The sequence below is a fragment of the Mesorhizobium sp. P160927 genome, from assembly GCF_057766385.1.
Genome location: NZ_JBYMDW010000001.1, coordinates 1,994,882 through 2,021,865, shown reverse-complemented (window position 1 = coordinate 2,021,865; position 26,984 = coordinate 1,994,882). Strand labels below are relative to the sequence as shown.

At 58.8% G+C, this 26,984-nt stretch carries 14 protein-coding genes and 19 pseudogenes; 18 read left to right on the top strand and 15 right to left on the bottom strand.

Annotated features, from left to right (window positions below):
• Positions 1-262: 262 nt before the first annotated feature.
• The 3 genes from AC3CB8_RS09845 to AC3CB8_RS09835 are packed head-to-tail and all read right to left on the bottom strand — an operon-like array spanning position 263 to position 2,547.
• Positions 263-1,012 (bottom strand): class I SAM-dependent methyltransferase, encoded by a 750-nt coding sequence (locus tag AC3CB8_RS09845; RefSeq protein WP_352727430.1) that lies wholly within the window; start codon positions 1,010-1,012, stop codon positions 263-265.
• Positions 993-2,015, bottom strand: coding sequence for a glycosyltransferase family 2 protein (locus tag AC3CB8_RS09840; protein WP_352727428.1), 1,023 nt, complete (start codon positions 2,013-2,015; stop codon positions 993-995). The genes AC3CB8_RS09845 and AC3CB8_RS09840 overlap by 20 nt, the downstream gene beginning before the upstream one ends.
• Positions 2,016-2,043: 28 nt before the next feature.
• Positions 2,044-2,547, bottom strand: coding sequence for a GtrA family protein (locus AC3CB8_RS09835; RefSeq protein ID WP_352727426.1), 504 nt, complete (start codon positions 2,545-2,547; stop codon positions 2,044-2,046).
• Positions 2,548-3,057: 510 nt separating this feature from the next.
• On the opposite strand from AC3CB8_RS09835, the pseudogene AC3CB8_RS09830 reads away from it, so the two are divergent.
• The 3 genes and pseudogenes from AC3CB8_RS09830 to AC3CB8_RS09820 all read left to right on the top strand — a co-directional run.
• A pseudogene (locus AC3CB8_RS09830) lies at positions 3,058-3,312 on the top strand (transposase); the annotation flags it as partial.
• 236 nt (positions 3,313-3,548) lie between these two features.
• Positions 3,549-4,916, top strand: a complete 1,368-nt coding sequence (locus AC3CB8_RS09825; RefSeq protein WP_352662903.1) for an IS110 family RNA-guided transposase — start codon at positions 3,549-3,551, stop codon at positions 4,914-4,916.
• A pseudogene (locus AC3CB8_RS09820) lies at positions 4,917-5,537 on the top strand (IS3 family transposase); the annotation flags it as partial.
• Positions 5,538-5,577: 40 nt separating this feature from the next.
• Here AC3CB8_RS09820 and AC3CB8_RS09815 read toward each other — a convergent pair.
• Entirely contained in the window at positions 5,578-6,921 is a 1,344-nt protein-coding gene (locus AC3CB8_RS09815) for an IS30 family transposase (RefSeq protein ID WP_488377370.1), read from the bottom strand.
• A gap of 68 nt (positions 6,922-6,989) precedes the next feature.
• Here AC3CB8_RS09815 and AC3CB8_RS09810 point away from each other — a divergent pair.
• From AC3CB8_RS09810 to AC3CB8_RS09785, 6 genes and pseudogenes are all read left to right on the top strand, one after another.
• Positions 6,990-7,274: pseudogene (locus tag AC3CB8_RS09810) on the top strand (IS3 family transposase); the annotation flags it as partial.
• A gap of 311 nt (positions 7,275-7,585) precedes the next feature.
• Complete coding sequence (locus AC3CB8_RS09805) at positions 7,586-9,418, top strand: hypothetical protein (protein ID WP_352727436.1); 1,833 nt, start codon at positions 7,586-7,588, stop codon at positions 9,416-9,418.
• A 12-nt stretch (positions 9,419-9,430) separates the two neighbouring features.
• Positions 9,431-9,702 (top strand): annotated as a pseudogene (locus AC3CB8_RS09800) (glycosyltransferase family protein); the annotation flags it as partial.
• Between the two features lie 66 nt (positions 9,703-9,768).
• Positions 9,769-10,174, top strand: a pseudogene (locus AC3CB8_RS09795) (transposase); the annotation flags it as partial.
• 365 nt (positions 10,175-10,539) lie between these two features.
• Positions 10,540-10,962 carry an IS630 transposase-related protein gene (locus AC3CB8_RS09790; RefSeq protein WP_023690367.1) on the top strand — a complete coding sequence of 141 codons (423 nt, stop codon included), beginning with the start codon at positions 10,540-10,542 and terminating at the stop codon, positions 10,960-10,962.
• Positions 10,883-11,332 (top strand): annotated as a pseudogene (locus tag AC3CB8_RS09785) (IS630 family transposase); the annotation flags it as partial. The gene AC3CB8_RS09790 and the pseudogene AC3CB8_RS09785, both read left to right, overlap by 80 nt.
• A gap of 246 nt (positions 11,333-11,578) precedes the next feature.
• On the opposite strand, the gene AC3CB8_RS09780 reads toward AC3CB8_RS09785, so the two are convergent.
• The 4 genes and pseudogenes from AC3CB8_RS09780 to ectB form a co-directional block, all read right to left on the bottom strand.
• Positions 11,579-12,589 carry an IS110 family RNA-guided transposase gene (locus AC3CB8_RS09780; RefSeq protein WP_488377293.1) on the bottom strand — a complete coding sequence of 337 codons (1,011 nt, stop codon included), beginning with the start codon at positions 12,587-12,589 and terminating at the stop codon, positions 11,579-11,581.
• Positions 12,590-12,863: 274 nt separating this feature from the next.
• Positions 12,864-13,079: pseudogene (locus AC3CB8_RS09775) on the bottom strand (transposase); the annotation flags it as partial.
• Between the two features lie 107 nt (positions 13,080-13,186).
• A pseudogene (locus tag AC3CB8_RS09770) lies at positions 13,187-13,582 on the bottom strand (integrase core domain-containing protein); the annotation flags it as partial.
• A 208-nt stretch (positions 13,583-13,790) separates the two neighbouring features.
• On the bottom strand, positions 13,791-15,053 hold the full coding sequence (gene ectB / locus AC3CB8_RS09765) for a diaminobutyrate--2-oxoglutarate transaminase (protein WP_352727419.1): 1,263 nt from the start codon (positions 15,051-15,053) through the stop codon (positions 13,791-13,793).
• Between the two features lie 713 nt (positions 15,054-15,766).
• Here ectB and AC3CB8_RS09760 point away from each other — a divergent pair.
• Positions 15,767-16,075, top strand: a pseudogene (locus tag AC3CB8_RS09760) (helix-turn-helix domain-containing protein); the annotation flags it as partial.
• 226 nt (positions 16,076-16,301) lie between these two features.
• Here the strand turns inward: AC3CB8_RS09760 and AC3CB8_RS09755 are convergent.
• Positions 16,302-16,649, bottom strand: a pseudogene (locus tag AC3CB8_RS09755) (transposase); the annotation flags it as partial.
• 22 nt (positions 16,650-16,671) lie between these two features.
• A pseudogene (locus tag AC3CB8_RS09750) lies at positions 16,672-17,096 on the bottom strand (integrase core domain-containing protein); the annotation flags it as partial.
• A 2-nt stretch (positions 17,097-17,098) separates the two neighbouring features.
• Between AC3CB8_RS09750 and AC3CB8_RS09745 the strand changes: the two are divergent.
• The 5 genes and pseudogenes from AC3CB8_RS09745 to AC3CB8_RS09725 all read left to right on the top strand — a co-directional run.
• A pseudogene (locus tag AC3CB8_RS09745) lies at positions 17,099-17,489 on the top strand (transposase); the annotation flags it as partial.
• A gap of 24 nt (positions 17,490-17,513) precedes the next feature.
• Positions 17,514-18,059, top strand: a pseudogene (locus tag AC3CB8_RS09740) (IS630 family transposase); the annotation flags it as partial.
• Between the two features lie 90 nt (positions 18,060-18,149).
• Positions 18,150-18,413: pseudogene (locus AC3CB8_RS09735) on the top strand (helix-turn-helix domain-containing protein); the annotation flags it as partial.
• A gap of 48 nt (positions 18,414-18,461) precedes the next feature.
• Positions 18,462-18,940 (top strand): annotated as a pseudogene (locus tag AC3CB8_RS09730) (IS630 family transposase); the annotation flags it as partial.
• Between the two features lie 126 nt (positions 18,941-19,066).
• Positions 19,067-20,256 (top strand): IS3 family transposase gene (locus tag AC3CB8_RS09725; protein WP_156939434.1). Its coding sequence is split into 2 segments (ribosomal slippage): positions 19,067-19,319 and positions 19,319-20,256, totalling 1,191 coding nucleotides; the frame shifts between segments, so codons are not numbered across the junction.
• Between the two features lie 208 nt (positions 20,257-20,464).
• Here AC3CB8_RS09725 and AC3CB8_RS09720 read toward each other — a convergent pair.
• Positions 20,465-21,475: an IS110 family RNA-guided transposase gene (locus tag AC3CB8_RS09720; RefSeq protein WP_488377290.1), complete on the bottom strand. Its 1,011-nt coding sequence runs from the start codon at positions 21,473-21,475 to the stop codon at positions 20,465-20,467.
• 555 nt (positions 21,476-22,030) lie between these two features.
• Positions 22,031-22,474 (bottom strand): SET domain-containing protein-lysine N-methyltransferase, encoded by a 444-nt coding sequence (locus AC3CB8_RS09715; RefSeq protein ID WP_352727446.1) that lies wholly within the window; start codon positions 22,472-22,474, stop codon positions 22,031-22,033.
• Positions 22,475-22,943: 469 nt separating this feature from the next.
• On the opposite strand from AC3CB8_RS09715, the pseudogene tnpA reads away from it, so the two are divergent.
• A pseudogene (gene tnpA, locus AC3CB8_RS09710) lies at positions 22,944-23,372 on the top strand (IS200/IS605 family transposase).
• 187 nt (positions 23,373-23,559) lie between these two features.
• On the opposite strand, the pseudogene AC3CB8_RS09705 reads toward tnpA, so the two are convergent.
• Both AC3CB8_RS09705 and AC3CB8_RS09700 read right to left on the bottom strand, forming a co-directional pair.
• Positions 23,560-23,833, bottom strand: a pseudogene (locus AC3CB8_RS09705) (transposase); the annotation flags it as partial.
• A 246-nt stretch (positions 23,834-24,079) separates the two neighbouring features.
• Positions 24,080-24,424: pseudogene (locus AC3CB8_RS09700) on the bottom strand (reverse transcriptase domain-containing protein); the annotation flags it as partial.
• Here AC3CB8_RS09700 and AC3CB8_RS09695 point away from each other — a divergent pair.
• Both AC3CB8_RS09695 and AC3CB8_RS09690 read left to right on the top strand, forming a co-directional pair.
• Positions 24,406-24,648 (top strand): annotated as a pseudogene (locus tag AC3CB8_RS09695) (IS110 family RNA-guided transposase); the annotation flags it as partial. The pseudogenes AC3CB8_RS09700 and AC3CB8_RS09695 overlap by 19 nt on opposite strands.
• 110 nt (positions 24,649-24,758) lie before the next feature.
• Entirely contained in the window at positions 24,759-25,178 is a 420-nt protein-coding gene (locus AC3CB8_RS09690) for a helix-turn-helix domain-containing protein (RefSeq protein ID WP_488377292.1), read from the top strand.
• Positions 25,179-25,405: 227 nt separating this feature from the next.
• Here AC3CB8_RS09690 and AC3CB8_RS09685 read toward each other — a convergent pair whose 3' ends face one another.
• A complete protein-coding gene (locus AC3CB8_RS09685; protein WP_352727448.1) occupies positions 25,406-26,557 on the bottom strand; it encodes a TlpA disulfide reductase family protein in 1,152 nt (383 codons plus the stop codon).
• Positions 26,558-26,984: the final 427 nt, after the last annotated feature.

Sequence of the window (26,984 nt, the reverse complement as noted above, 5' to 3'; positions counted from 1 at the left end):
AGGGACGGACGATATGCGAAGGTAGTCAGATGGGCCTGAGAGCCCGCTGCGAGTCAATGCAACGTCCGGCCTTGTGAGACCCGATACAGCACGACCAGCTCCGGCTCGGCCAGTGCGGACAGATCCTTGAAACCCTCAAGGGATACACCGCCAAGCTCTGCAAATTACAGATCTACGGCCTAGTAAGTGCGTCAATAACAATGTGGGGCTGGTCCACCAGGGGTCTCGTGAGGGTTCCGCGCGAGTGCAAATAGGGTGGTGATCAAGCCGGAAAACTGTCCTCAGGCCGCCGGGCCACTGCGAACAAGGATAGCCCTATCGGCAAATGAACCCGCCCCACTAGGTGACGCTCGAAGGCGAACATCCCGGCAAAGAGTTGGTTTAGAGGGGCTGGCGGCGGCATGTCGTCATGGGTTTGTCCGCCGGTCAGCTTGCTTGTTAGCCGCCGCAGCAAGCCAAGCGGAAACAGAAACGTGCTGAAGTAGCCAATATCCGCCGTCACCAGGCCGGCGTGTTCGATCGCCGATCTCAGGGCGGTGCGGGTATACCGCCGCTTGTGGTGATGCACTTCGTCATGTGCCGACCACATCCACGGATGCGCGGGCACCGTGATTAAGATCGCGCCTGCGTGCCGCAGCTTGGGCTTCAGCGCCGTAAGCGAGGCGACATCCTGCTCGATGTGCTCGACCACGTCTAGCAGCGCGATCAGGTCGTAACTGCCATCCTGGGCTTCAAGCTGGTCCGGCAGCGCCGCGAAGCCGATCCTGAGGCCGCTCTTGCGGCTTGCGATCTCGCGCGCGGCAGCGTCGAATTCGACGGCGTCGACCGCGCCGAATTTTTGCAAAAGACCTAGGTTGCCGCCTGTTCCGCACCCTGCCTCAAGGATTCGTGCCTCGCCCTTCGGCGGCAGACCAAGCTGGACAAGGAGACGTTCGATTATGGCACGGCGGCCAGTAAACCACCAATGAATTTCTTCGTTGGCGGCCAAGCGCTCATAGATGATTCTGTCCATCGCTCACCTCCGGTATCAGCTTCCTTGTCGGAATCCCTGCATCGATCCCTATAGTGGAGCGGACGATGAACAGCGGCCTTCCTTTCACTTCGTTATAAATGCGGCCGATATATTCACCGAGAATGCCCAACGACAGAAGATTGAGGCCACCGAGAAGCAGGATCGCGACCATGAGAGATGCGTAGCCCGGCGCATCGCGGCCGGATATCAACGTCAGCAGGACGATGAAGAGCGCATAGCCAAAACCGAATGTGGAGACCGCCGCGCCGAGATAGGTCCAGAGCCGCATGGGGACTGTGGTCGAGGTGGTAACGCCGTCGAGCGCGAAATTCCACAGTTTCCAGTAGTTCCATTTGGTCAGGCCGGCTTCGCGCTTTTCCCTCACATAGCGGACGTCCCGGGTCGGGAACCCGACCCAGGAGACCAGGCCCTTCATGAAGCGCGCGCGCTCTGGCAAGAGTTTCAGTACGTCAATCACTTCGCGATCGATCAGGCGGAAATCGCCTGCCTCAGCGGGTATTGGTCGTTCCGCCATCCGGTTGTAGGCGGAATAGAAGGCCCGGGCGGTAAGCCGCTTCAATGCCGTATCCGCCCTCCGGTCGGCGCGGAGCGCGTTCACGATCTTCGCGCCTTGCAGCCAGTTGTCAACCAGCAGTGGGATTACCTCCGGCGGGTCCTGAAGGTCCACGTCGATCGGAATGACGGCGTCGCCCAGGGCATAATTCATCCCCGCCGCCAACGCCGCGTCCTTGCCGAAATTGCGGGAAAGCACGACAACCTTGACGGCGGAGTTCTTTCGCCGTTCGGCGGAAAGCGCAGCAAGCGTGGCGTCCGTGCTGCCATCGTCGACGAAGACGATCTCATAACCCCCCCACTCGCCTATCCGCTGGGCAGCCTCTTCAAGGCAGGGGATGACGCGCCGGAGGAACGGTGCGATCGCTTCCTGCTCGTTCAGCACCGGAACTACCAATGAAATCAGCTGAGATATTTTGTGCGAACTCATCAGCGTCAATCCACGACTATCTCGCTTCCTACTCGCCTTCGTTGAAGACGAATAGACTATTCCCCGAGAAACCCGCGATGAGATAGCTTGTCACGGCTAGACTCTGGCTAAGATAATCACCGCATCTGAGCCAGGCAGTGGCCGCAAATAGTACAGAAACATTTACCCAATATGCGGGCAGCATTATTATCAAAAATCGTCCAACTCCCAATGCGATCGGAATCTTGCTCCGGAAGGTGAAGCGTCTGTTCAGCAGAAAGCTCACAAATAAGCCTACTGCATATCCGCAAGCATTCGCGGCAACGGATGGCATTGCCATCCAGCCTATGCAGAAAAAAATCACCGACAGGCCGACAAACGTGTTTACACAGCCAACGAGAACATAGCGAAGAAGCGGGCCAAGCCTGGCCCATGGCACGATGAGCTCAAAGGGCTTGGGTCTCGCACCACTATGGTCTCGGCTCGAATTCACCTGTCCATGACTTCCCGGACGTAGATGACGCCGTTTTCGTATTTGTACACGCAGCGCCATGTTGCTCTCCAAAGCTATCACCAAACGCTGAACGACTTCGTGCGCCAGCTCGCTTCTCTCTCCGAAACGGGGCGCACCGTTTTCAAGGGAAGGAGAGCATCACTCATTTTGCGCGTGCACTCAGCCGTCCCTCGGTGTTGCTGCATCTCAATAGCAACGGTCGTGCCAGGGCCGTTCGCGCGCGTTAAGCTTCTGATTCGTTTTGAAAGTTTGTACGCCACAGACAGCAGCCCGTGTTTTGAAACCGGACAGCGTTGTACCGTTGTCAGAAACCGGACAAGGATCAGCCTGGTTTCCGCGATTTCCGCACCTCGTCACTCTCTATGATAGATTGGCTACGCGTCTGTCGAGCGATAGGTCACTCACCAGTTTCTTCAGCTTACCGTTTTCCTCCCTCCTCCTCGTTCTGCTTCAACCGCCGCATCTCCGTCGGCAGCAATCCGTCGTAATGGCCTGCTGCCGGTTTCGTGGACACCGAGATAAGGTGTTTAACGGAACTGGAGAGTTGGAATGCAAAGAAGGAAGTTCAGCCGCGAGTTCAAGCTTGAGGCGGTGAGATTGATCAAGGATCGGGGCATTGCGGTGGCCCAGGCTGCCCGCGACCTCGATCTCCACGAGAATGTGCTGCGCAAATGGGTGCGCGAGCTGTCGACCGATCCGCAGCATGCGTTTCCAGGTCATGGGCAAATGAAGCCGGAGCAGCAGGAGATCGACCGGCTACGCAAGGAAGTGGCGAAGCTGAAGGCGGAGCGCGACATCCTAAAAAACTGTCACGGGCCATGGCCCGCCTGTGCGCGGTAGAAACAGCCCATGCTATTCTCGGACCTCGGAGGGTAGCGGCCGTCAGCTTATTGGAGGCACAGTCCCCGTTAAAAAACGTGGTCCATGGGTGCATGCGAACTTGAGAGTGGTGACGCCGTTCCTGCGGTGATCCCGATTAGGAAGATGAAGATTTAGCATAGCCCAGACCCTCCTGCCGACAATCGTATGGAGGATTTGCTATGCCCAAAAGGAAGACCGGTGACCGCCCGGAATTGAAGCCGGTCAATGCTGGTGCCGCTGGCATCGACATCGGATCAAAAATGCACATGGCAGCGGTCGACCCGGGCTGCACTGATACGCCAGTGCGAGCGTTTGGCACATTCACGCAAGACCTGCATGATCTGGCGGACTGGTTCAAAGCGTGCGGCGTGACCAGTGTCGCGATGGAATCCACCGGGGTCTATTGGATCCCGGCCTATGAGATTCTTGAGCAGCACGGGTTCGAGGTCATTCTGGTCAATGCGCGTTACGCCAAGAATGTGCCTGGGCGCAAAACAGATGTCAGCGATGCCGCGTGGCTCCGCCAGCTCCATTCCTACGGATTGTTACGCGGGAGTTTCCGTCCTGATGCCGAGATCGCAACTCTGCGCGCCTATCTGCGTCAGCGAGAGCGGCTAGTGGAATACGCAGCCGCCCATATCCAGCACATGCAGAAGGCCCTGATGGAGATGAATCTGCAACTTCACCACGTTGTCTCCGACATCACCGGCGCGACCGGTATGCGGATCATCCGGGCGATTGTAGCGGGCGAGCGCAATCCCGATGTATTGGCGACCTACCGCGATGTGCGCTGCCATTCCTCTATCGAGACGATCCGCGCTGCCCTGGTGGGCAACGACCGGGACGAACATGTCTTCGCCCTGACCCAGTCGCTGGAGCTTTACGACACCTATCAGGCCAAGATGCTCGACTGCGATCGCAAGCTGGAATCCTTGATAGCGGCGCTGACTGACAAAGGGACCAAGCCGGTCGGCAAGCTCTCCAGGCCGCGGGTGAAGACCAAGCAGGTCAATACACCATCGTTCGATGTGAGGACCGCTCTATACGGCGTGCTTGGCGTTGATCTGACCGAGATCCATGGATTGGGTCCGTCACTCGCGTTGAAGCTTATCGGCGAGTGCGGCACGGATCTGAGAGCTTGGCCGAGCGCCAAGCACTTTACCTCCTGGCTGTGTCTCGCGCCGGGGAACAAAATCTCCGGCGGCAAGGTGCTCTCTTCACGCACGCGGAGATCATCCAGCCGGGCAGCAGCGCTGTTGCGGTTGGCGGCCACGACTATCGGGCGGAGCGATACGGCGCTCGGAGCATTCTATCGTCGGCTGTCCTCTCGTGCGGGCAAGGCGAAGGCCGTGACGGCGACCGCCCGCAAAATTGCGGTCCTGTTCTACAACACCCTCAGGCACGGCATGACCTACAGGGATCCCGGCGCCGATCACTATGAGGAACAATATCGCAGCCGTGTCCTCGCCAATCTGAAGCGGCGCGCCAAATCGCTGGGCTTCGTTTTGCAAGCTGTTCCATGCGACACTGAGGCGGCTGTTTCTTAGGAAGGCCGCAGCCTACTTCGCGAGGGAAGTGACGTGAAGTTCGCTTTCATCGCGAGGCACCGGAACATCTGGCCGGTGGCATGGCTTTGCAGTGCGCTGGATGTGTCCCGCTCAGGCTTCCATGCCTGGCTCGACCGCAGCCCCAGCGCTCGCTCCCGGGATGACGAAATCCTCGTTTCCAGGATCGACCGTAGCTTCAAGAGCAGCGACCGCACCTATGGCGCCCGTCGCGTCTGGCACGACGTGCTGGCTGAGGGGCTGTCCTGCGGCCTGCATCGCATCGAGAGGCTTATGCGGGAGAACGGTCTGCGTGCCAGGCCTCGGCGCCGCGGACTGCCGAAGGATATGGGCGAGCGAGCGGTTGTGTCGGACAACCTCCTTGACCGCGCCTTCGAGGCCTCGGCGCCGAACCAGAAATGGGTCGCCGACTTCACCTATATCTGGACCGCCGAAGGATGGCTCTACGTTGCCGCCGTGGTCGACCTGTTCTCCCGGCGGGTCGTCGGCTGGGCGATGAAGGCCGAGATGACAGCACAGCTCGTCACCGACGCCCTCATCATGGCGATCTGGCGCCGGGGCAAGCCCGACAGCCTGCTGCATCATTCCGACCAGGGATCGCAAGGCGGATTCAAGCGATCGTCGCAACACCGATTGTGTTCACTCATGGCAACAACTCGTCAAGCGCTTCTGCCGGCGTTTTCCAACCCAGGGTCTTTCTCGGCCGTGCATTGAGGGCCGCTGCCACGGCGGCGATCTCGTCGGCGCTGTGAATGCTCAGGTCGGTGCCTTTCGGGAAGTACTGACGCAGCAGCCCATTGGTGTTCTCGTTGGTGCCGCGCTGCCATGGGCTTTGCGGATCGCAGAAGTAGACCCGCACACCCGCATCGATCGTGAGACGATCGTGCTGGGCCATTTCGGCTCCCTGATCCCAGGTCAGCGAACGGCGTAGCTCTTCGGGCAAGGTGATGATGGTGCGCGTAATCGCGTCACGCACGGCCTCAGCTCCATGTCCCGCGAGCGCAGGTCCGTTCTTCGTGCGCGGAGCTTCGCCATGCCCCACGAGCCGGGGAAGATGCAGTAGCATCGTGAAGCGCGTCGTGCGCTCGACCAACGTGCCGATCGCCGAGCTGCCAAGACCGAGGATGAGGTCTCCCTCCCAATGTCCCGGCACCGCTCGATCGGCCGCTTCGGCGGGACGCTGACTGATCATGATCTCCGGTGAGACAAAGCCCTTGCCTCGCCTACGTACGCGCGCCCTGGGGACCCGTAATACACGTCCTGTTCGCAAGCAGGCCGTCAGCTCGCGGCGCAGCACTCCACGGCCTTGAACGAAGAGGGCCTGATAGATGGCTTCGTGGCTGATGCGCATCGTCTTGTCGTCCGGGAAGTCGATCGGCAAGCGTCGGGCAATCTGCTCCGGGCTCCAGGCCCTGGCCCATCGCCGATCCTTTCGCGGGCCATGCCGGCGGCCCTTCCACGTAACGGTGGGACCATGAACGAGAGCGCCGCTCGGGGCCACGACAACGCCAGCAAGTCTCTCCTCCACATAAGTGCGCAAGGTTGCGTTGAACGCAAGCTTGGTCGGCTTGGGCCGACGGGCCGATCGATCCGCATGCCACTGAGCAGTCGTCGCCCGATACTCCAACCCGCCGCTGCGGGTGGCCGCGTTGCGCCGCAGTTCACGGGAAATTGTCGAGGCGGACCGACCGAGCCGGCGCCCAATCTCCTGCATGGAATGGCCCTGTACCCTGAGAAGTGCGATCTCTTCGCGCTCCACCAATGACAGGTACCGCCCAGAGAGCGGCTTCGCCGAGGATCTGAACATCGCTGGTGGCATACCGCCCGCCTTTCGGAACCATCTGGTTCCTACAGGCTGCGACACTCCGGCTTCGAGCGCAGCATCTTCGCTGCCCAGCCCCGCGGCGATCGCCCGCCAGAATCTAATCTGTTCATCGCGCCCCGCCACAGGCGGCCGTCCTGGTGAAGGCAATGGGCGCTCGTCCAGACCGTGCCGATCGCCGCTTTCGAATGCTCATCGCAACCTCCAACTTCAGAGTGTTGCGACGACCGCTTGAATCCGCCCAATACACGAGCGAGCAGTTCCAGCGCCTGATGGCCGATCACGGCATTACGTGTTCGATGAGCCGGTCGGGCAACGTATGGGACAATGCTGCGATGGAGAGCTTCTTCTCGTCGCTCAAGACCGAGCGGACAGCCCGCAAGGTCTACAGGACGAGGGATGACGCCAGAGCGGATGTGTTCGATTGCATCGAATGCTTCTATAACCCCCGGCGGAGGCACTCGACGCTGGGCTATCTGAGCCCCGTGGAGTTCGAGGAACAAGCTATGTTAGCTTAACCTCGTGTCCGAAAAACCGGCAGCAGGCCATAATTCTTCTTTCTGTTGAAATAGGTCGCCCGACTGCTCCCGGTCTTCCAGCAGATGTCCGCAACCGACTCCGTCATGGCCTTACTTCGAAATAAGCCCCTTTGGGCATCGGAGAATTTGAGGCCTTCGTCCACGAGCGGTCCAGCGGTTGGGATCGGACCACGAGGTGAGCAACCCTACCAATTCTAGTAGGCGATTGCGGGGCTCAGGTCGGTTAGAAACTCCTTGACGCTGATATCCATTTGAATGGGCCTCATCTAGGAGGCTGGCAGGAACGGCCTATGCCAAGAGAGAACGACTTTGCCAAGGGAATGACGTTGTCGGTCTTGCTGGAGCGGATTTCGCTGGCTCTGTCCGCCGTAATCACAGCAATCCTTTTCGCTTGGCTGCTATACTACAGCAGTTACGGTCTCAATCTAGAGGACGAGGGTTTCTACCTCAACTCCATCGCGAACCCATTCCCATACGCGATCAATGCTCCGCCGTCCCTTTTCGGCTTCCTCTATCATTGGCCCTATCAGTGGGTAGGTGGCAATGTTGCAGTGCTTCGCATGGCGAACGTCACGCTCACCATGGCGCTGGGCTGGATTCTCAGCTTCTTTGTGATCCGGCGCCTCTGGACAGTGGGCTGGGTGCAGGCCGCGGTGCTATCGGCAGGGATCGCCAGCATGGCATCACTTGTCTTTCGCCTCCGGCTGTTCACCCCCAACTACTACGTACTGGCCTTTCAATCACTCTTGATCGTGATGATCGGCTTGCTACTAGCCGACAGGCCAGGGCGCATGTGCCGAGTCTCGGGGTGGACCCTGGTCGGCGTTGGTGGCTGGTGTTGCTTCATGGCCAAGCCAACCACCGCTGCGGCCATTGCCCTCGTCGTTATGCTCTATGTCGTCGTTTTGCGCCGAAAGTCGCTGCTGCCCATGCTCGGCGCGGCGCTACTCGCTCTCGCTCTACTGATGATGACCGCCTACTTGATCGACGGCGGCATCACCGGGCTGGTGACCCGTATGGTTAGAAGCGCTGAGATGGAAATCCTGCTGGGTGCCGGCCACGAGGTGTTTCGCAGCATTCGGATCGACTGGCTCGCCACCAGCCGCTCGCAACTCGCTATCGCTGTGTTCCTGGCGATAGCTCTTCTGCTCAGCGTCCTCATGGGGTCTACGGACAAGTTGCTCCCATCGCTGGCTCTCGCTGCGGTGTTGATCGTAACAATAACGATTGCGCTGCTGGGAACCGATCCGATCAGCATCCAGCCCTCGACGCTGTTCCTGGTGCCGGCCTTCACATGCCTTGGCGCGATGCTCTATCGTGAGCGATTGGTTCTGCGCACCCAGACTGCCACCAGCATCGCTCTAGCGCTAATCTTTCTGGTCCTGCCGCACTTGTTCGCATTGGGCTCCAATCTCAATTACTGGTACCTCGGTGCATACAACGCCTTGTTCTGGATGCTCGCGGTCGTTGCTTTCCTGAGCCCTTTTGCGCAACAGGGACGCAGCCTCGCCACCCTACTGCCCCTGACGGTGTTGGCACAGTTGCTCACCGCATCAGTCATTAATGATAGCATCGTCAACCCCTTCCGTCAGGTGAAAGATCTGCGCTCTTATACCGCTGTCATGCCAATGCCGGGCGGTGGAAAATTGGTGCTCTCGGAATCCCTCCACCGTTATCTGGCCACGGCCAGGGCCCAGGCTCGCGCGGCCGGCCTTGAAGTTGGTACCCCGGTGGTCGATCTCACTGGCGACTCGCCGGGCCTGCTGTATGTGCTTGAGGCGCGAGCGCTCGGTCTTCCATGGCTGATGGGATGGTTTCCCGGCAGTAGCGCGGTGGCGGTGGAAACGCTCGGACTTGAGAACTGCGCCGATCTGGCCAAGGCGTGGGTACTGATCGAGCCAGAGGGCCGGTATCATCCTGATCAAGCCAGTGTCATGGCCTCCTTTGGAGCTAGGCAGGCGGACTACGCAACCGCCGCTACGCTCGACCCCTTCGTCGTTGACGGGGATTATCGGATTGATCGGCAGTTTCTGTTCAAGCCCGTACGCTCCGCCGCGCTGGCGGAGCAATCCTGCCGTGAAACCAGGCGACAAGGGCCGGAGAGCCAGAAATGGAGCCAATAGTGATAGCTTGTAATCCTCGCGGGTGGCCTTGAAACGCGCATCTCCGAGGAACCCACCTTCGGCGCAAGCCCATGATCGAAATCGGCGGCAAGCTGATCTGTGGCACATCCTAAAAATTTACTCGCGCTATGGCATCAACGATTTCGTCACCTCGCGCGGCTACAAGAGATGTCTGATCACAGAATACATGGCCGGCTATTTCCTGCACGTGTCGGATGTCACTGTTGACATGACAATACCGCATGGAGGTTCATCAGCACTGGGCCGAACCTTGGGAGGTTTCACATTGCATTCAACCATGAGAATGCTGATGGACGACAGCACGAACTCCTCAACCCTCGCGCCATCGCATCGGAAGCGACGAGCGTCGACGAACGGTCTGGCTGTTCAGTTATGTTGATCTCGAGGCGCCATGCAGCGCGATCATCCGTTGCGCCGCATTCGAGCGATTATGAACGGGGGTTGGCGACGTTGGAGCGGGACTTGGCGACGCTGTACCCGCCGATGGGGCGGCGTTCGATCCCGCCGGAAAAGCTGCTGCGAGCGAAGCTGCTGCAGGCGTTCTACTCGATCCGCTCAGAGCGGCATTTGATGGAGCGGCTGGAACACGCCCTTCTGTTCCACTGCTTCTCGGTATCCGGCGTCGATGACGCGGCCTGAGACGATTCGGTGTTCTCCAAGAACCGCTACCGGTGCCGGAAGGTGACATCGCGGCGAAGTTCTTTGGGCGCGGTGCTGGCGCAGCCGAAGGTGAAAAACCCAATTCGCTGGCGCCAGCGCGACGAACTGTTGAATGAGACGCTGTTCACCTCGCTCAGATCCGCCCCTCCTGACTCCGTCCCGCGCCAACTACAACAGCCAGCGGCCTAATTCGCAGATCGGTGGCAGGCGTTGGACGAGTTTACACAGACCTTCAATCCGCGACGGTCGCTCGCGCTGCGCAATGCGAAAGGCTCCGCACCAGTAGCGCCCGTCCTCCCACCGCCCACAAGGACAAATTCAACGCCGGAAACGAACTCAAAACTGGCTAGAGCATAATCTGACCTGATGGAATCGCGAGGGATTCCCATCGGGGAGAATATCTGATTCATCATGTCGGCTGGGTATGGAGGCCAGCAGGCATGGTTAGAGCCATATCGGAGGATTTGCGTTCGCGAGTGATCGCAGCGGTTGAGAGTGGCCTGTCGCGGCGGGCTGCGGCGGATCGTTTCGGTGTTGCCGCGGCAAGCGCGGTCCGCTGGGTCCGCGAATGGCGAGAGAGCGGCGCGACGCGGGCAAAGCCCCAAGGCGGAGACAAGCGCTCCCAGCGGATCGAAGCCTACCGGGATACGATCCTGGCGGTGATCGAAGGTCAGGACGACATCACACTGGTCGAGTTGGCTGAATTTCTCAGGGCGGAGCATGCGGTCGTGTTCGCGCCGAGCACGATCTGGCGCTTTCTCGACCGTCACTCGATGACCTTCAAAAAAAACAGCGCACGCCAGCGAGCAGGATCGGCCCGACGTGCTCGCGCGGCGACGCGCCTGGTTCAAGGCCCAGCCTGATCTCGATCCCGAACGGTTGGTCTTTATCGACGAGACCGGCGCATCGACGAAGATGGCTCGCCTGCGTGGACGGGCAAAGCGGGGCATGCGGTGCCGATCTCCGATCCCGCACGGGCACTGGAAAACGACTACTTTTACAGGCGCATTGCGCCTGACGGGCATGACTGCGCCGATGGTCCTCGACGGACCGATGACGGGTGAATGGTTCGCCGCTTATGCCGAGCATGTATTGGCGCCTACGCTTCGAGTTGGTGACATCGTCATCCTCGACAACCTGCCCGCTCACAAAGTCGCCGCCGCCCGCCAAGCGATCGAAGCGGCCGGCGCGCGAATGCTCTTCCTACCGCCTTACAGCCCCGACTTTAACCCGTGTATGGATGGCTCCTGCGGGTCAAGGGTATCGGATCGGGTTTGGTGAACAGGTCGGTTGCGGCCATGTATACGGCGTCTGAATGTGCAACGGGATCGCTGCGCGCCCTGATGAATATCCGCTTGGAGAACAGGTCCCACTCAATCGAGCGCGCTCGAGGCGCTTCGGATTAATCGGGGTGTCCTGGTTCTTCGTCTCCGTTTGTTCGCCATCACCTCACTTTGCCCTGACCATTCCGAGAGCCTGTCAGGCTGACTGCGGCTCGTAACGCGATCCGTCCCTCAGGACGGCGAATATTGTTCGTGCCATGCGATGCGCCAAAGCGACGGCGACGATCTTCGTCTTCTTTCGCATCAGCATGCCCGATAGCCAGTCCGAGCTCGGCTCGCGCTTGAGTCTGCATCTGAGCATGATCTGCGCCATGGCGCCCAGATACAGCAAGCGTCGGATATAACGATTGCCCATCTTCGAGATCCGGCCCACCCTCTGCTTGCCTCCGGTGGAGTTCGGCTTGGGAGTGAGGCCGAGCCAGGCGGCATAGTCCCTTGCGCTGCCGAAATTGTCGACATCCGGCGTCGTCGCCGCGATGATCGTCGCCGACAGCATCCCCACACCTGGGATTGTGGCTAGACGCTGGCTTGTCTCGCTTTGCGCGTAGGTCTCTTCGAGCTCGTCGGTCAGCCGCTCGATCCGCTTGTCCGTCTCGGCCAACTGATCGAAGAGCAAACTCACAGGCATTCGAGCTACTTCCGGCAGTTGATCCAGTTGATCCTTCAGTCGATTGACGTTCTGCGCGCCCTTCGCCGCGATGACGCCGAACTCCGTCATGTGGGCCCGGATCGCGTTGCCGATCTGCGTGCGCTGGCGAACCAGAAAGTCTCGCGTGCGGTGAAGAACCAGAACCGACGAGCAGGCTTCGCTCTTGATGGCGACAAACCGCATGGAGGGGCGTGTCACGGCTTCACAGATGGCGGCCGCATCCGCAGCATCCGTCTTCCCGCGCTTCACGTAAGGCTTCACATAGGAGGGCGGCATCAGCCGGACGTCGTGCCCCATCTCCAGAAGCCTGCGCCCCCAATCGTGAGAACCTGCGCAAGCCTCCATGCCGATCAGGCATCGTGGACGCTTCTGGAAAAACACCAGCAACTGGCTGCGGCGAAGCTGACGGCGTACGAGAACCCGACCGTTCCCATCGACACCATGGATCTGGAAGACACTCTTTGCGAGGTCGATGCCAACTGTGGCAAGTTCTGACATGGATGGCTCCTTTGCTCGGGACGACAACATCCCAACTATGGCGCAATGCGACGCCGGGAGCAGGAGCCATCCACACCATCAATCGAGAATGCCTTCTCCAAGCTGAAGTCGATCCTCAGGAAAGCCGCCGCACGCAACATCCCCGAGCTTTGGGACGCAATCCGCGACGCCTTGCCACGCTTCACCGCCGAGGAGTGCTCAAACTACTTCTGCGCCGCAGGATACGAGCCTGAATGATCAGATTCTGCTCTAGAAACGGGGGGCAACGTCACTGTTCGGTGGCAACCGACAGACTGACTGCGACCTGGCAGTTGTCCTGTTTGCCGATTTGGTCGCAATACTGCCGCGCAACCCCCACCGAATGCTTCCCCTTCTTGGGAAAGCCGGTGTCGTCGACGATCCAGGCGCGGATCGGCCCTTGACGCTCAAGGGCCGGCAGAACCTGCGCTCGCACGACGCCAAGCATGGTATCGTCCGGCCAGTGTCGCTTTTCGCTGACCTGAGACCCTTGTTCCCTCCAATTCAATGGAGAGTCCGGAGTTTCATTGATCCGATACCATTCTTTGGACCGCCGGAAGGTGGAGTTTTCCGGCTGTTTCACGATGGCGGGCTGACGGCGCCATCGGGATTGATCAACGAGATCGGAACCTTGTGCCCGATTGCGCCATGTGGGCGCACCTCGTTGTAGTATCTGCGCCAATCCTCCAACTTTTCGGCCGCGTCGGCAAGCGTCAGGAACCAGTGGGCGTTCAAACATTCCGCCCTGAAGCGGCCGTTGAAGGCTTCGATGTAAGCGTTGTCCGTTGGCTTTCCCGGTCGCGAGAAGTCGAGCGTGACGCCCCTGGTGTAGGCCCACAGGTCGAGCTCGCGGGAGACGAACTCCGAGCCTTGATCGACCCGGATCGTCTTTGGATACCCGATCTTGGGGCAGACCTGTTCCAGCATCCTGACCACATCCTCGGCTCGGTAACTGAAGCGCGGGTCGAGCATCGGGGCAAGCGCTCCCCCGATGGAAAAAAGGATTCAGCCTGAGCTTTGGGAAGATTGGGACCATTTCGAGTTGCCGTAACAAGGACGACAAAAATCATACCTTCGACAGGCATGACGCGAACTCATCGATCAGTCCTCGCGCATTATGGCCATTGGTATTGCGGCACTGGGGCTCACGGCTCTAGTCAAGAAAGCTAGCATAAAGATCTCCTTAAAGTGGGCGAGTCTGCTTCAAGGTTTCGGCCAGAGACTCCTCGAATATGTCAAGGCCTTGACTTAGCGTCTCAGAGTCGATCGAAAGCGCAGGTAAGAATTTTATGACCTGATCAACTGGTCCGCATCGTTCGACGATCAATCCCCTCTCAAATGCCCTCCGTGTTGTAGCCTCTGCGACTTCGGCCATTTGACAATCAAATCCCAGCGCCATGCCCCGCCCTCGAACAGCAAAACTGTTTCCGTGCTTGAGTGAGATGGCCTCAAGTCGGCGTCGCACAAGTTCTCCAAGGTGCTGAACACCCTGTGAAAAAGTCTGATCCCGCCAATAGATATTTATAGCTGCGGTTGCAGATACAAGAGCGAGGTTATTTCCTCGGAACGTGCCCGTGTGTTCTCCTGGCTGCCATGAGTCGATATTTTCTTTGATCAACAACACGGATAACGGCAAACCATACCCACTTAGCGATTTCGATAATACGACGATATCTGGCGACAACCCTGCGAATTCGAAGCTGAAGAAGTCACCCGTGCGACCACAGCCCATTTGGACATCATCTACTATGAGAAGTGCACCAGTATCTTTTGCCGTGGCTTGAATTGATTGCAACCATTCCTTGCGAGCTACGTTTATACCCCCTTCGCCCTGCACGGATTCGACGAGAATGGCCGCCGGAGAATCAATACCACTGCTCTTGTCCAGCAATACCTTTCGCATGTAGTCAGCCGTATCGATGGTTGAGCCAAGGTAGCCATCATAGGGCATAAAAGTCGCGCTAGACAGAGGAACTCCGCTGGCCTCGCGAAGGAATCGGTTGCCTGTCACAGCAACTGCTCCCAAACTCAGACCATGATATCCGTTCGTGAACGAGATTATATTTTGACGTCCCGTAACCTTGCGTGAGAGCTTTAAGGCTGCCTCAATGGCATTGGCACCTGTCGGCCCCGTGAATTGGAACCGGTATTTCAGCCCCCTTTCCCGAAGTATGACGGAGTTGAATGTCTCCATAAAGTCGAGTTTTGCAGGAGTGGCCATGTCAAGCCCGTGGACTACAGCATCTGACGCCAGGTACTCCGTCAGGGCCCCTTTGATCTCATGATTGTTGTGACCGTAATTCAGCGCTCCAGCACCAGAGAGGAAATCAATGATCTTTCGACCGTCCTCCGTTAGCATAATAGAGCCGCGCGCTCGACTGAACAAAGTCGGAAAGGAGCGTGAGTATAACCGGACGTTTGATTCCAAGGCTTCGAAAGCCTGCATATTGCGCGACCCGCTAATCGATCCACCCATGATCGTCTCCTTCGCAAGTAAATAGTTCACGGAACAAGCGTGCTTGTTACAATTGCCAGACATGGCAACAACCGGAACGTGCCCCGCAGCTCAGTGGACCTTCTGTTGCGACTTGTGCTTCCCAGAACGGCTTTACCAACCTACCTGGCAACGGGACAGAATGAACCTACTAACACTAGTAACTCTCCGTAACTCTCCGCAATTCAGACCTGGGCCCGCCGCTGCATTCGAAGGACACGCATCGATTTTGCAGGCCTGAGCGGAGCAGGGGTACCCCTCGGTGGCGGCCGCCTCAAAACGAGTTGTCATGAGTGCGGAGTCGGCCGCAGACTGACCGCGAGAAAACCGCGTCGCCTCGGCGGATCCTTTTGTCATCGCCGAGAATTCCTCTGAAAGAAGATAAATCGACGAGGTGTTCGATCTCATGCGCCCGCGCATAGCTATAGATGTCGTCCGCCATAGCGACCAGCGGCGAGCACGGAGTCGACAGACTGCAGGAACTGCGCTTGCTCATGACCGGCGCGCCTCGGGCGTCGAACTGACGTGTCGGACAACCACGTAGGCATGGTCGCCGCGATCGGCGAGGTGATCCCGGAAGCCCTCGCAACTTGCTAGTGGATTGATCGAGACAAAAGAGTCCGATTTTGGATTCTAATTTTTTCGGGAGTATGCGACTATGGTGCATGCGCAAAGGTATTACATTTGAGGTTTCCGCGGCTGACCGAGTTCGTCTCAATGCAATCGTTTCGGCGGGCAGTTCGCCTCAAAAGCATGTGTGGCGGGCGAAGATCATCTTGATGAGCGACGAGGGTCTGGGAACCGTCGCGATCATGGAGGCGACGGCCAAGTCGAAGACCTGCGTCTGGCGTTGGCAGGAACGCTTCATGGCGGAAGGTGTAGACGGTCTTTTGCGCGACAAGAGCCGGCCGCCCGGCACTGCGCCGCTTGAGGTTGACCTTGTCGACCGGGTGGTCGCTCTGACACTGGAAACGCAATATAGGAGACAGGACCTCAAGACGCCGGTTTGCAAACTCTTATACACGGGTTGGATACCGCATTTCCGTGTGTACGCCTGGGGCTGCTTCTATCTTAGCACGGGCATCGACGTAGTCGGCCACTCAGTTCCATCGAAGACGACCGGGGCCCTGCCTCCAATGAGCATCAGCAGATGATCGATCTTGTCTCCTCTTTCTAATGCGCGCGATATGCGGTGCTTGGCTAAGCGTGGTGAGCTGGTTGCACTTCCTGACCGATAGCCCACAGGAAGGCCCCTATTTCTCTAGCGATCGCGGTGATCGCGATGGCCTTGTGCTTCCCCGCGAGGATCATTTTTCGATAGCGAGAGCAGAGGCGGAGCTGACCTTTCCATGCTATTTCGCGAATGGTTCTCGGTAGGCCTTCCAACTGCGCTTGCTTGGTTCGACTTACCCGCGCAGGGAAGCGGTAAGCCCATGCGCCTTCGATCAGCATGCGACGGGCCCGAGAGTTCCCGGCCTTAGTGATCCCACCACGTTTGACATGTTCACCTGTCGAGCTCTCTGACGGAACGAGCCCAAGAAAGGTGACGTGCTCCCCGTCTTGTCCGCGTCTATAAGTTAGCCCTGTTCACGTTGTGATCCTTGACGGATCGGGTTGCATATTCAAGCGGGGTGAGCCCATTGAGGCTCGTGTGTGGGCGATTCACATTGTAGTCGATCCTCCATTCTTCAATGCTGTTGCGGGGATGCCGGTAGCTGGTGAAGAGGTGAAGAGGCGTTCGTTGAGGCACTCATCGCGTAGCCTCCCGTTGAAGCTTTCCACGAAGCCATTCTGCATCGGCTTGCCCGGCGCGATGTAGTGCCATTCGACCTGCCGATCCTCCTGCCACGCCAGGATGGCATTCGAGGTCATCTCGGTGCCATTGTCCGACACGATCATGCAGGGGTAGCCGCGATGCTCGGCGATGATGTCGAGTTCCCGGGCTACACGCTCACCCGAGATCGAGTTGTCGACGACGGTGGCCAGGCACTCCCGCCCGCACGGGGCAGGTCGTTCCAATCATCGTGATTCAAGAGGCGGGCCTCGACGGCTTTTGGATCCACCGCTTGCTGCTGCGGGACGAACGGATCGAAAGCCACGTCGTTGACCCCGCTTCAATCGCGACGTCGCGCCGGCTTCGACGGGCGAAGACTGACAAGATCGACGGGGAAGCTCTGGTGCGCGCGTTGCTGGCGTATGCTCAGCCCGTCGGACGAAGGCACGCCAGCGCCGGGAGCAATGCTAAAGAATTTGAAGGGGATTGGCCCGGAATTCGCTGGTGTCCTATGGTCGGAGGGATTGTTCCGAACCTTTTCCAACCGACGGCAGGTTGCCGCTTATGCCGGATTGGCGCCGACGCCCCGGCGGAGCGGATCCGTCGCGCACGAAACTTGACCCGCAAATCCCCATGTGAGCCAGATCCAGGCGCTCGATCGGACGCAGCCAGGACTTCCTTTGAAGAAGGGCCGCGGCGGCACGATGGCCCATGATTACAAGCGCCATGGCACCACGACACTCTTCGCTGTCCTGAATGTTCTCGACGGCTCCGTCATTGGCCGCAACATGCAGCGTCACCGGCATCAGGAGTTCATCCGCTTCCTCAACGCAATCGAGGCTCAATTGCCGAAGGATAAGGCGGTTCACGTCATCCTGGATAACTATGCGACGCACAAACAGCCGAAGGTCCGGGCCTGGTTGGCGCGGCACCCACGCTGGACATTCCACTTCGTTCCGACATCGTGTTCCTGGTTGAACGCCGTCGAGGGTTTCTTCGCAAAGCTCACACGGCGACGACTGAAAAATGGTGTCTTTCATTCCGTCGTTGATCTTCAGGCAGCCATCAACCGCTTTATCAAAGAGCACAACGAAGAGCCAAGGCCGTTCATTTGGAAGGCAGACCCTGACAACATCATCGCAGCCGTCAGACGTGGACACCAAGTGTTGGAACCAATGCGCTAGAGCATAACCTGACCTGATGGAATCGCGAGGGATTCCCATCGGGGAGAATATCTGATTCATCATGTCGGCTGGGTATGGAGGCCAGCAGGCATGGTTAGAGCCATATCGGAGGATTTGCGTTCGCGAGTGATCGCAGCGGTTGAGAGTGGCCTGTCGCGGCGGGCTGCGGCGGATCGTTTCGGTGTTGCCGCGGCAAGCGCGGTCCGCTGGGTCCGCGAATGGCGAGAGAGCGGCGCGACGCGGGCAAAGCCCCAAGGCGGAGACAAGCGCTCCCATCGGATCGAAGCCTACCGGGATACGATCCTAGCGGTGATCGAATGTCAGGACGACATCACACTGGTCGAGTTGGCTGAATTTCTCAGGGCGGAGCATGCGGTCGTGTTCGCGCCGAGCACGATCTGGCGCTTTCTCGACCGTCACTCGATGACCTTCAAAAAACAGCGCACGCCAGCGAGCAGGATCGGCCCGACGTGCTCGCGCGGCGACGCGCCTGGTTCAAGGCCCAGCCTGATCTCGATCCCGAACGGTTGGTCTTTATCGACGAGACCGGCGCATCGACGAAGATGGCTCGCCTGCGTGGACGGGCAAAGCGGGGCATGCGGTGCCGATCTCCGATCCCGCACGGGCACTGGAAAACGACTACTTTTACAGGCGCATTGCGCCTGACGGGCATGACTGCGCCGATGGTCCTCGACGGACCGATGACGGGTGAATGGTTCGCCGCTTATGCCGAGCATGTATTGGCGCCTACGCTTCGAGTTGGTGACATCGTCATCCTCGACAACCTGCCCGCTCACAAAGTCGCCGCCGCCCGCCAAGCGATCGAAGCGGCCGGCGCGCGAATGCTCTTCCTACCGCCTTACAGCCCCGACTTTAACCCGTGTATGGATGGCTCCTGCGGGTCAAGGGTATCGGATCGGGTTTGGTGAACAGGTCGGTTGTGACCTGCCCCTAAGAATTTCCTCCATCTGAGATTAGAGTCCGGCCCTTGATCGAAGGACGGACTGATGAAGAGAAAGCGGTTCACAGAAGAGCAGATCATTGCGGTTCTGCGCGAGCATGAGGCGGGTGTAAAGGCGGGCGATCTGGCCCGCAAGCACGGGGTCTCGGAGGCGACGCTGTATAATTGGAAGGCGAAGTATGGCGGGATGGACGTGTCCGACGCCAAGCGGCTGAAGGCGCTGGAAGACGAGAACGCCAAGCTGAAGAAGCTGCTCGCCGATCAGATGCTGGAAGCCTCGGCGCTGCGTGAGCTTCTGTCAAAAAAATGGTAGGGCCCGCCGCCAAGCGCGAAGCCGTCGCGCATCTGCAGGCCGTCATGGGTCTGTCGGAGCGTCGGGCCTGTTCCTTTGTGGGCGCCGATCGCAAGATGATCCGCTACCGGTCAAGGCGTCCGCCCGAGACGGAGCTGCGTGGCAGGTTGCGCGACCTCGCCAATGAGCGCCGACGCTTTGGCTACAGGCGGCTGTTCATCCTGCTCAGGCGCGAGGGCGAGGCATCTGGGGTCAACCGCATCTATCGTCTGTACCGCGAGGAGGGCCTGACGGTGCGCAAGCGCCGGGCAAGGCGGCGAGCGGTCGGCACGCGGGCGCCGATCCTGGTCGAGGCAAAGCCGAACGCGCGCTGGTCGCTGGATTTCGTGCATGACCAGTTCGCCTGCGGCCGCAGGTTTCGCGTGCTCAACGTCGTCGACGACGTGACGCGCGAATGCCTGGCGGCGATCCCGGACACCTCGATCTCCGGCCGTCGGGTTGCCCGTGAACTGACGGAACTGATCACCCAGCGCGGCAAGCCACGCATGATCGTCTCCGATCACGGCACCGAGTTCACCTCGAACGCCATCCTCGCCTGGTCGAAGGATTACAGGATCGAATGGCACTACATCGCGCCGGGCAAGCCGATGCAGAACGGCTATGTCGAGAGTTTCAACGGCCGGATGCGCGATGAGCTGTTGAACGAGAGCCTGTTCTTCGGTCTCGACCACGCCCGAAGCGCCATCGCCGAATGGAGGGAGGACTTCAACACCGCGAGGCCACATTCCTCGCTCGGCTACCAGACCCCGGCAGCCTATGCCCAGGTCATCACCGCAACCGGCTCCGACGCTGTGCTGATGGAAGGCTCCGCGCCTCCGCCGGTTGCTCAACCCGCGCCACAAGGCGTAACAAAAACGGTCGAGGCTCTAATCGCAGCTGGATGACAGTTCAGTAGCAGGTCAGTTGCGGCCATGTATACGGCGTCTGAATGTGCAACGGGATCGCTGCGCGCCCTGATGAATATCCGCTTGGAGAACAGGTCCCACTCAATCGAGCGCGCTCGAGGCGCTTCGGATTAATCGGGGTGTCCTGGTTCTTCGTCTCCGTTTGTTCGCCATCACCTCACTTTGCCCTGACCATTCCGAGAGCCTGTCAGGCTGACTGCGGCTCGTAACGCGATCCGTCCCTCAGGACGGCGAATATTGTTCGTGCCATGCGATGCGCCAAAGCGACGGCGACGATCTTCGTCTTCTTTCGCATCAGCATGCCCGATAGCCAGTCCGAGCTCGGCTCGCGCTTGAGTCTGCATCTGAGCATGATCTGCGCCATGGCGCCCAGATACAGCAAGCGTCGGATATAACGATTGCCCATCTTCGAGATCCGGCCCACCCTCTGCTTGCCTCCGGTGGAGTGCGGCTTGGGAGTGAGGCCGAGCCAGGCGGCATAGTCCCTTGCGCTGCCGAAATTGTCGACATCCGGCGTCGTCGCCGCGATGATCGTCGCCGACAGCATCCCCACACCTGGGATTGTGGCTAGACGCTGGCTTGTCTCGCTTTGCGCGTAGGTCTCTTCGAGCTCGTCGGTCAGCCGCTCGATCCGCTTGTCCGTCTCGGCCAACTGATCGAAGAGCAAACTCACAGGCATTCGAGCTACTTCCGGCAGTTGATCCAGTTGATCCTTCAGTCGATTGACGTTCTGCGCGCCCTTCGCCGCGATGACGCCGAACTCCGTCATGTGGGCCCGGATCGCGTTGCCGATCTGCGTGCGCTGGCGAACCAGAAAGTCTCGCGTGCGGTGAAGAACCAGAACCGACGAGCAGGCTTCGCTCTTGATGGCGACAAACCGCATGGAGGGGCGTGTCACGGCTTCACAGATGGCGGCCGCATCCGCAGCATCCGTCTTCCCGCGCTTCACGTAAGGCTTCACATAGGAGGGCGGCATCAGCCGGACGTCGTGCCCCATCTTCAGAAGCCTGCGCCCCCAATCGTGAGAACCTGCGCAAGCCTCCATGCCGATCAGGCATCGTGGACGCTTCTGGAAAAACACCAGCAACTGGCTGCGGCGAAGCTGACGGCGTACGAGAACCCGACCGTTCCCATCGACACCATGGATCTGGAAGACACTCTTTGCGAGGTCGATGCCAACTGTGGCAAGTTCTGACATGGATGGCTCCTTTGCTCGGGACGACAACATCCCAACTATGGCGCAATGCGACGCCGGGAGCAGGAGCCATCCACACCATCAATCGAGAATGCCTTCTCCAAGCTGAAGTCGATCCTCAGGAAAGCCGCCGCACGCAACATCCCCGAGCTTTGGGACGCAATCCGCGACCCCTTGCCACGCTTCACCGCCGAGGAGTGCTCAAACTACTTCTGCGCCGCAGGATACGAGCCTGAGTGATCAGATTCTGCTCTAGACTAGGTGCGCTTCCTAAGAAACCCGCTCCACCATCTGTCGGAGGAAGCCCGAGATCAGCACTGGCCGGCGCGGCCTCACGTAGGTGTTCTCGAAAAGTGGGTAGTTCTCACCATCGGCATCGGAACTGGGGCCATGGTTCTGATCAGTGAGTGCCGGCATAGGACGGACTCCAGACGCTTGCGTCGTTCAGACTGCGCCACACCTGCAGGAGCTTTAAGTACCGGAAAACTGTCGCAATAGGACGAGACGTTCAGTCTAGGCAGTCAAAAATGCTCTATATCGCCGCACACCGTTTGAAACTTATTCAACGAAAATAATAGTGTCTGGATAAGCCGATATATTCGTATATCGGTGTGTTATTTCCTCGTCCACGTTTATGTCCTTTATCGCCACAATGCGAGCCCATGCGCCGGAGTCTTCATCAGTCCAAAATATTTGCGCGTTTGGGTTAAAGGAATGATTCACTAATGAGATTATGCCGAAAACAACGTAGCCCGCTGCAAAATCGTTTAGTTCTTGATCATGACGTACAAAATAGTACTCAAATAAACCTGTGCGATCTAAAATGCTTTTTGCTACATCATCAAACCCCCATGTTGGAGAACGCGCAATTGTATCTCCTGCCTTGAATCGTACATTGGCAAATACGCCGCGTCCCTTTTTAGGAACATTTTTGACATATACGGCGCTGATGCGGTTAAAGACTTTGTCGACCTTCGTATGCGTTTTCTTTGGGCTGAGCATGGAGCGTTTCCTAAATTGTATGCACTATTGGAGAGGTCGCTATGAATTCGCGACCGTGCTTCACCAATATGCTGACTTCAAAGAAGTCGACGGGGGGGCGATCCACACTCACCTGCGAGGCTCGCCGTTCTCGCCGCAAACCTTCTCCTTTGCGGAACTGCCGTTGAGAGCTTTGGCCATTCCAAATATTACCGTCGCTGGTATGCGCTCACCCCTTACCTGACTGCGGAGGATCCTTCAGCAAGGGTCAACATCTTGCAGGGATCGGTATGGCGCCTATTCTACAGAACAGAATTCACCTCTTCATTCAGACCTTAAACATTGAGTTTCGATAGTGAATATAGCCGGTCCTGAGGCTCGTGGCACCTACCAATAGACGTAGGTGCCTTTAGAGTCCCCGATAGGGGATCAGGAAACCCGACGCCTTTAGGCGGCTGGGATCGCGGCGCCTGGCGTGTAGACTGGCTGGATGGAAGCGTACAAGCGTGGCAGCCACACGGTTTGGGACTGCAAGTATCACCTGGTTTGGGTGACGAAGTACCGTTACGCGGTGCTTGGCGGCGACGTTGGAAACCGGTGCCGGGAGTAGCTGCGCGAGACGGCGCGCGGGCACGAGATGATTGTGCATGCCGGCTCGATCAACCGCGACCATGTGCATATGCTGGTGTCGATCCCGCCGCGGCTGTCGGTGTCGCGCGCGGTGCAGCACCTGAAGGGGCGCAGCTCGCACAAGCTGCTGAGCGAGTTCGCAATACTGCGCAAGCGCTACTGGGGCCAGCACCTGTGGGCGAGAGGCTATTGGGTGGTGAGCAGCGGGAATGTGACCGACGAGATGTGGGCCGAATACATCATGAACCAGGAGCCGCCCGAGCCCGACGACAACTTCAACGTGACGTGAGTTCGCGCCCTGTCCGCCGGACGGCGGACCGATCCGGCTTTAAGCCGTAACTTGAAGCCACCGCCTTTAGGCGGTGGAGTATTCACTCCCACACGAGATGTTATACTGATGACGTCACTGATTGCTGACTCGTGCCTCTAGAGTAGCTTCCGATATAGGCAAATATCATCGGCTTCGCTCAGGAGACGCTAGAGCCGGCATGCTCCAGCACGTTCCTCGTGAAATGAACCCGGCAGCGCTGCCATGTCGCGCACAGCACCTTGGTGACGAGAGCTATAAGGCCTCGGGTGCGTCAGAGACGACGAGCTTGACGCCCTTGAGGCCGTGGCGGGTCCGGCTTGGGCAAAAACTCCGTCCAGGTCACCTCGGCCTCCGAGGTGTCGATCTCCATATGCCGGCACCTCGGCGATGATAACGGCGACCGAGAAGAAGTGCTCGCCGCGGCGCACCTTCAGGTATGTGGGATGAGTAGGCGATGCGCGCCATACCGCATTGCGGCGGCAGGTCTCGCATCGCACCGGGTCACCGGAGGCGGTCACCCGCCCCCGGTTCCCACAGAACGTGGCGTGCGGAGCTACCGCACCACGCTCTTCGGCAGTTGGTTCACAGCACCGCGAGTGCCTGCAGTTCCCTATGCGGGAGGCTTCCTGAACGCGGAGGGCATCTTCGCGATATTGGAAACAGATCACAAAGTCATCGATGTAGCGCACCAGTTTGGCTTCGCCCCGCAATCGGTCTTTCACGATGCGCTCGAACCACAGGTCGAGCACATAATGCAGATACACATTGCTGAGCAACACACTGATCGAACCCCCTTGCGGAGTCCCCTCTTCGCTCGATTGGACCACACCGTCCTCCAGAACGCCCGCCTTCAACCAGCGCCTGACCAGACTGATCAGGCGCGGATCCCCGACTCGATGTTCAACGAACCGGAGCACCCACTCATGTGAGAGACTCCCGAAGAAATTCTTCAAATCCGCCTCCAGCACCCAACTGATCTTGCCGCCAGCGATGACCTCGTTGAGGGTCGCCAGTGCATGGCCGCGTCTCACGCTGGGGCGATCGACTGTTGCGAACCTATCTCTACGAGGCGGCCAGCGTCCTCCTGCACCGGACGAAGAAATGGTCCACGCTGAAAGCCTGGGGGATGAGTCTGTCGAGGCGGATCGGCTTGAAGAAGGCAAAGGTGGCGGTCGCACGGAAGATCGCGGTTCTGCTTCATTGCCTCTGGGTCGACGGCACAAGCTTTGAGTGGGGTAGCAAAAAGATGGGATAGCAGATCCGAACTCGACCTAGAGCATAATCTGACCTGATGGAATCGCGAGGGATTCCCATCGGGGAGAATATCTGATTCATCATGTCGGCTGGGTATGGAGGCCAGCAGGCATGGTTAGAGCCATATCGGAGGATTTGCGTTCGCGAGTGATCGCAGCGGTTGAGAGTGGCCTGTCGCGGCGGGCTGCGGCGGATCGTTTCGGTGTTGCCGCGGCAAGCGCGGTCCGCTGGGTCCGCGAATGGCGAGAGAGCGGCGCGACGCGGGCAAAGCCCCAAGGCGGAGACAAGCGCTCCCAGCGGATCGAAGCCTACCGGGATACGATCCTAGCGGTGATCGAAGGTCAGGACGACATCACACTGGTCGAGTTGGCTGAATTTCTCAGGGCGGAGCATGCGGTCGTGTTCGCGCGATCCTCAGGAAAGCCGCCGCACGCAACATCCCGAGCTTTGGGACGCAATCCGCGACGCCTTGCCACGCTTCACCGCCGAGGAGTGCTCAAACTACTTCTGCGCCGCAGGATACGAGCCTGAGTGATCAGATTCTGCTCTAATTCGCGGGCCGGTTTCCGGAACCAGTGATGTCCCCGCCGGGACGGTGGTTGCGGCGACCTCGGTCAAACGGCTGACAGCAGTTCATCTGCATCTCGTTGGAAACGTTGAGGCGCCCGACCCGAACATCATCATGAGGCACTCGACCTCGGAAAGGACCATGACCCCGGCGATGGCAGTGCGAGATCCGGATTGACAACTACCCGCAATTAAAGGGCCGTTTGACACTTTGGCACCTTCCGGAAATTGTCTTGCGGAGCCGCACAGAGGGCGCCGTGACAAACCTTCTTCCCCTTGTAGTTGGCCAAGGTCTGCAGCAAATCCGGCAGAAGGTACTCTTTCAGTTCGGCCGGGATAGGCTCCGGACCGTCCAGCGACTTCAGTGCCAGCTCGACCAACTCGATCGCGCAATTTTTGTTGCCGTTCTCATGATAGTAACGGGCGACCGCCGGATAAGACCGGAACTTAGGTCCGTCGCCATGCGGGGGATTCAGTGCCAGGATGTGTTCGGACAGCTCTTTGCCCATCGCGAAGCGCTCAGCAGGGGGGAAGTCCAAATGGTCATTCGCCGGATGGAAGAGTTGGTCTAACGCCATAATCATCCAATCCTCGGAGTTTCTGTCGATCGCGTCGCGAACCCATTGCCGCATGAGGGGCAAGCCGGTCCACATGTCTTGCATTTTGTGAAGCACCAGATGCACATGAGCCAAGCGGAAAATGATGTCGTCCGGCAGCAAAGCGATGCCCTCTTCGATCGCACAGAGCGCCGTGTTCCAATCTTCTAACTTCACCGCCGCCAAGAACCTGTCATTGATCGGCTTCTTCAACGCTTGTTCGCGCGCTATGGGTTCGTTCCTGGCGATCCGCTCCATATCCGCCGCTTTCGCTTCATCGCTAGTGCGCCAGCTGCCGTTAAACACTTTCGGCAACACCTCATCGAGTTTCATCGGATCACTGATAAAGGCGATGTGGCCGTCTCGGTCGACCACGAAGGAGGTCGGAATCCCGACCGACAGACTGGGTTCCATCCAAAGCTTGTTCATTTCGCCTGTGTGGTCGAACGCGATCCGATAGTTCAGATTCGAGCACTTTTCGGTCAACCACGCGTCCAACTTGGTTCGGGCCTCAACGGCCGTTGGAGCGCGTTCACTCGCCGCGACCCCAACGACCTGAAGTCCGCTATTCTTGTATTTCTCCTGCAGCTCCACCAGATGCGGCATCGCCGCCACACATGGTCCGCACCAGGTTGCCCAAAATTCGACGATGTAGACTTTGCCGGGCCGGAAGGTCGTCAGGGGATCGCCACGCAGCCAAGTCTCCACTTTGATCGAAGGTGCCGGCGACTCGATCTGCAATACCATGTTGCTCTCCAAAGCTATTGCCAAAGGCTGCGCGACTTTGTGCGCGAGCTTGTTTCCCCGCTAGAGCGGGACACACGGATTCAAGGAACGCATCGTTCGTCTCGCGCGTCTGCGTGCAGCAGCCTTCACTCCGTGTTGCCGCATCTCAATTCGCCAAGGCCGTGTCGCAAAAGCCATGCCAGCGCACTCAGGGCGCGGTAAACGCATGATTACCCTTTGAAAAACCTCCAAGCCCATGATGGCCGCTTGTATTGAACCTGACATGTTTTCTGCCGCTGTCAGGTTTAAGACACGCATCACACGCTTCGCGCCGCCACAGATGCGTGGCCACGGGCGACACAATATGTATTCGATCTAATTGGGCTGAGCGACAAGCAGATGGACATCATGACTGCGGATTGAACTAAGCCGCTAGAGCATAATCTGA